Raw genomic sequence first — 4,887 nt, forward strand, 5'->3', positions numbered from 1 at the left:
CCGGCCGCCGCTGCCTGCTGCACCTGGCCGCCGCTTCGCCCTTCACCGTCCTCGCCCTACAGGCACTGGACGCGCTCGCTCGGTTGACCCGCCTGCCGTGTCTCCGGCGCCCGGCTGACTCCCGGCTCACCGTCCCGACGCCCGCAGCGATGCCCGGACCGTGGAACCGGCGCCCACCCGAGCGACTCAGGCGAGTCGTCACACCCGGATGCGATTTTCATGCCTACGCGGGACAAGAACGCCGACGACCATCGGAACGATCATGACGGTGAAGGATCCGGGCTAGTAGCCGCCCTGATCGGCTGGCAGTGCGTTGACGACACGCTGGTAGGGAATCATCCGGCGTTGCTGGTAGCGCCAGACGCCGTCCTCGACGATGAGGATATCGTCATAACCTAGGTGGTTTAAAATGCGGAACTGGCCGTCCTCAAACTGTGCCCAAGCGACGCCGGTGCGCATCCTCGCTCGCTCCGGTGTGTACTCCAAAAACAGGAGGTTCGTCATCCAGTGACGGAAGGGCTGGGCCGGGTTGCGATTTCCCCACAGCTTAAGAACATTCTCAATCAGTTGTTCCCGACTTTGTGTGGTCCCATCGTTCATAACGATTTCACTGGCCCAGCACGCACCCCACAATTCGGGATCGTGTCGGTCGACGGCATCGACATAGCGCCCGATGAGTTGGTGGATGGCCACCCAGTCCTCGAAGCTGATCTTGGGATCCGGGGGATTGATCGGCATGTTCAAGCTGCATTCTCCTTAGTCGTAAGGCGGCCACCAGTGCTCGCGCCGCACTGTGTCATCACGAGGCTGCGTGTATTGTCCGACATGTGGACGCGTGTAGTCAAATTCCTGCGGTGAGTATGTTAGCTACGCGATATGAGTGGGTCAAGGCGCAGCATGGACCGCTGAGGGCCCTCGCTCTTGGTGACAAAACTTTCATCAACGCCGTCGACGTGCCGTCCTTTGCGGGCCGGCAGGGACGGTTCGGGCGCGGTAGTGGAACGGGTTTCGATAGCAGCGGCGGTGTGACCGGCCTGCTTATCCGTTGGCCTTGGCGCGGGCGTTGGTGACACCGTTGACTACCAGGACGTCGATGGCGTCATACCGACCGCTAACGGCCAAAGGTCCGGTGGCCAGTTCCACTCGATCCAGACAACCAGGTACCTGTGGTGCTAGCCCGCCTCGGAGATGGATCCGTAGGCGGGAGCCTGACGAGTCGCTCCTTGACGCGCACGTCGAGTCCGGCGCAGTGGACCGGGTGGGGGGAGTGGCAGTGAGCATCGATAGCCGTGCCTCTGTCCGGTGAGAGGCTAGAGGGCAGGGGAGGTGCCGGAAGCCGACGTGAAGGTCGCGGGTAGAAGCGCATCGAGCGGAGTGGTCACCCAGGCTCAGCAGTCCGCAGCGAGCCTGCAAGAAGTTCGCAAACCACCGCTAACTGCCGTCGACGACCGACTTCGACCAACAGCACATCCGCGCAGGTAAAGGTTCAGAACACCTGTTGTGGAAGGTCTTCTTGGCGATCACGGAGCGCCGCAAAGAGCTCTGGCAGAGTGGGGGTCAGGGTTCGAGTCTCCTCAGCTCCACCCCGAGATCAGGGCGCTCCATCGTGGTCGGCCGCTCTCGTGTCTGTCCGCGACTGGACGGGCTACGGCCCATCGAGGCGGCGGACGTAGCGCTCGAGCTCGGTTTCGGGGCATCGGTCGGTGCGCGGCCAGGACCCGCCGCGTGGCGAACAGCTCGATGGCGCTGTGCGCCGACGACAACCACAGGTGAAGGGCTGCGGTCGGTCGGCGGGCCCTGCATGCCCCGCCGACCCGGCTCCGCTATTCGAAGGCGTGGAGAGGAGGCGTGCCGCCCTGGGTCCCGGTGATGCTGGTGCAGTCGTTGAACGCCCACGACACATCCGGGTTACCGAACGGCGCGAACCAGGCGTTCTCGACCAGGAACTCGTTGATCTGCTGGTAGATCTGCGCCGCGTCGGTCTGGTCGGCGACTTCCCACTCCGCCAGCAGCTCGTCCAGCTCGGGATCCTGATTGCGATAGGGATTGTAAGCCCCTCCCGGCGCCGCATAGTTCGCTACCACATTTACCTCGATATTTGCAGGCACCTTGTAGACGAACATGGGGAACTCGCCGCTAGTGAGGCGGGGGAGGGACTCCTGCCGCGGGAGAGGCACTACTTGGGCACGGATGTTCAGCAGAGCGAGCTGCTGCACCGTGATGGCGGTGTACTCGTCCTGATAACCGGCGATTTCCGGAATCATGACATCGAAGCCACTGGCGTAGCCAGCTTCCTCCATCAGCTTCTTCGCACCCTCGACGTCGTAGTCGTAGTAGTCCAGGAGATCCTCCTGGAACCCCGACGTGGTCGGGCTGAAGATTTGAGGATTTGCCGTGCCATGGCCGTTCCACAGGGACTGCACGATCGCTTCCCGGTCGAAGACCATGTTGATCGCCTGCCGTACCCGCACATCCCCGAGGGCAGGAACGTTCGTTCCGGCACGATCTACGAAGAAGAAGCCGCTCATCAAGTTGGGAAAGCTCTCGACGTGGCTGCCCGAGGACTCGGCCTGCTCGATGCTGGCCAGCATGACCTCAGCGCCGTCGATCTGCCCGGTCGCCAGCGCATTGAGTTGGGCCGTCTCGTCCGCCATGATCAAGATTTCGAGCTTGTCATAGGGGTAGTCGTCAGGGTTCCAGTAGTCGGGGTTCCGGTCGTAGAGGAGCTTGCTGCCAGTCACCGAGTTCTGTGTGTCCAACACGTACGGGCCGCTGCCGACCGGCTGAGTGTCCATGGTCGGCGAATCGATGGACGCCGGGCTGACCAGCGCACCCGGCGCGTCGCCGAGGTAGAAGAGCAAGGCCGGCATCGGACCTGGCAGCGTGACGGTGATGGTCAAGTCATCCACCACGTCCACCGTGATCCCTCTGAGTCGTACCGCACCGGGTCCGCCCCCGTCACGGAAACCCTCCAGGCTGCGCTTGGCAGCTTCCGCATCGACAGGCGCTCCATCGGTGAACGTCATCCCATCGCGCAGCTTCAGCGTGAGCTCCGTCTTGTCCTCGTTGTACGACCACTCCTCGGCTGCGCCCGGCAAAATGGAGCCGTTTTCGACATCGTTCTTCAGCAGCGTGTCGTAGACCGCCCGCCATTGCAGCCAGGGGTGCCCGCTGCCGATTTGTTGCCTGTAGTCCCAGCCGGGAACCGTGTTCTCGAGTGCCAGAGACAGCGTGTCATCGCAGTCCTCCCCCGATGCGCCAGCGGCGTCACCGCTGTCGCCCCCGCTGCCGCCTCCGCACCCAGTGAGCAGCAGCAACCCGCTCACGCTCAGCGCGACCGCCGCACGCGCACCGCGTCCAGACGGCCTCGCCGCGAACAACCGATTGCAGGCCACGGCCCCACCTCCATGAGTCGTAGGAAAGCGTGACCTGGCACACGCTCCGCGAGGGAGCCAACCATGAGCTCGATTAAAGCGTCAACGCGCAGCCTCAGCTCTCGAGGCAGGTGATCGAAGGAACGTGGCCTGTGGTGAACACCCTGTCCCATCCTCGATCGGCGTCACAGCTCGTGACCGGAACCACCCTTGAAGCAGGCGACGCGGTGCTGCTCCACTCCGGCACGACCGGCCGAGCCCGCATTACTGGCAATTCCCGGTCCATGCACAGATGCTGAGCGGCTTTTTCACGGCTGTGAATGCAGAGCGAACAGCACAGGCGGAGCCGGCGCTAGCCAGCTGCGCGCCTTGATGGATTGGTCCCCTGTCATGCCGGAGTCTGGGCGCCTGGTCGACGACCGGGCCGCTCGGCCCGGAATCGTGTTCGTGCTCAAGACCGGGATCGCGGAACCAACTGCCCGCCGGACTGGTCGGCTGCTCGGGGATCACCTGCTGGCGGCGGCTGCGGGACTGGACCGAGACTGGCGTCCGGCCGGCCCCTGCACGAGGCGCTGCTGGCCGAACTGCGCGCCAGTGACCGCCTGGTGTCTCGCACCGGGTCTGATGGAGGCTCTCAATCCACGTGAGGATGAGAGTCATGGCGGCACCGAGGAAGTACCCCGATGAGCTGCGTGAGCGGGCGACCCGGCTGGCGGTCGACGCCCGGCGTGACCCGGCGACCCGGACCGGAGCGTTGAAGCGGATCGGGGCGCAGTTGGGCATCAACGCCGAGACGATGCGCAACTGGGTCATCCAGGCCGAGATCGACGAGAGCCACCGGCCGGGCACCATGACCGATGACGCCACCCGGCTGGCCGAGCTCGAACGCGAGGTGCGGGAGTTGCGCCGGACGAAGGTCGAGTCCGCTGGCGTGGTGTGTGACGACCTCCACGTGATCTTCGTGTTGGTCAGGCGCTGAGCGCCGGGATGGTCACCTCCTCGGTGGTGTCGGTGGCTGACTCGGTAACGGGTCGGATGCGGCAGCGGGCGAGGACATCCAGGCCGAGGTAGCGGCGGCCTTCGGTCCACTCGTCGTGCTGCTCGGCCAGCACGGCGCCGACCAGGCGGACCAGCGCGTCACGGTCGGGAAAGATGCCGACCACATCGGTGCGCCGGCGGATCTCTCGGTTGAGCCGCTCGGAGGGATTGTTCAACCAGATCTGCCGCCAGACCTCCTTCGGAAAGGCGGTGAAGGCCAGCACGTCGGCTCGCGCCTGCTCGAGGTGCTCGGCCACCTTCGGCAGCTTGTCGGTCAGGGCGTCCAGCACGTGGTCGAACTGGGCGTGCACCGAGGCGGCGTCGGGCTGCTCGTAGACCGAGTGCAGCAGCGCCCGCACCCAGGTCCAGGCGCTCTTCGGGCAGACCGCTATCAGGTTGGCCGCGTAGTGGGTGCGGCACCGCTGCCAGCCGGCACCGGGCAGCGTGGCCCCGATCGCTCGACCAGCCCGCGGTG

The 4,887-nt window shown here is 65.0% G+C and carries 4 protein-coding genes and 1 pseudogene; 2 read left to right on the forward strand and 3 right to left on the reverse strand.

The genetic code is table 11. The features are described from left to right. Nucleotides 1-282: 282 nt before the first annotated feature. A complete protein-coding gene (locus tag VN520_RS03225; protein ID WP_325745297.1) occupies nt 283-738 on the reverse strand; it encodes a nuclear transport factor 2 family protein in 456 nt (151 codons plus the stop codon). A gap of 1,085 nt (nt 739-1,823) precedes the next feature. Next, nucleotides 1,824-3,395 carry an ABC transporter substrate-binding protein gene (locus tag VN520_RS03230; RefSeq protein WP_325745294.1) on the reverse strand — a complete coding sequence of 524 codons (1,572 nt, stop codon included), beginning with the start codon at nt 3,393-3,395 and terminating at the stop codon, nt 1,824-1,826. Between the two features lie 384 nt (nt 3,396-3,779). On the opposite strand from VN520_RS03230, the pseudogene VN520_RS03235 reads away from it, so the two are divergent. Then, a pseudogene (locus VN520_RS03235) lies at nt 3,780-4,003 on the forward strand (IS5/IS1182 family transposase); the annotation flags it as partial. A 29-nt stretch (nt 4,004-4,032) separates the two neighbouring features. After that, on the forward strand, nt 4,033-4,353 hold the full coding sequence (locus tag VN520_RS03240) for a transposase (RefSeq protein WP_325745295.1): 321 nt from the start codon (nt 4,033-4,035) through the stop codon (nt 4,351-4,353). Here VN520_RS03240 and VN520_RS03245 read toward each other — a convergent pair. Next, nucleotides 4,343-4,887 (reverse strand): transposase (locus VN520_RS03245; protein WP_325745296.1); only part of this gene is annotated, 545 nt, incomplete at its 5' end. The genes VN520_RS03240 and VN520_RS03245 overlap by 11 nt on opposite strands.

Source organism: Streptomyces sp., assembly GCF_035563135.1.
Lineage (GTDB): Bacteria > Actinomycetota > Actinomycetes > Streptomycetales > Streptomycetaceae > Streptomyces.

Excerpts from the sequence above, each read along its gene's own strand:
- VN520_RS03225 (WP_325745297.1), bottom strand. The coding sequence starts at position 738 with ATGCCGATCAATCCCCCGGATCCCAAGATCAGCTTCGAGGACTGGGTG.
- VN520_RS03240 (WP_325745295.1), top strand. The coding sequence starts at position 4,033 with ATGGCGGCACCGAGGAAGTACCCCGATGAGCTGCGTGAGCGGGCGACC.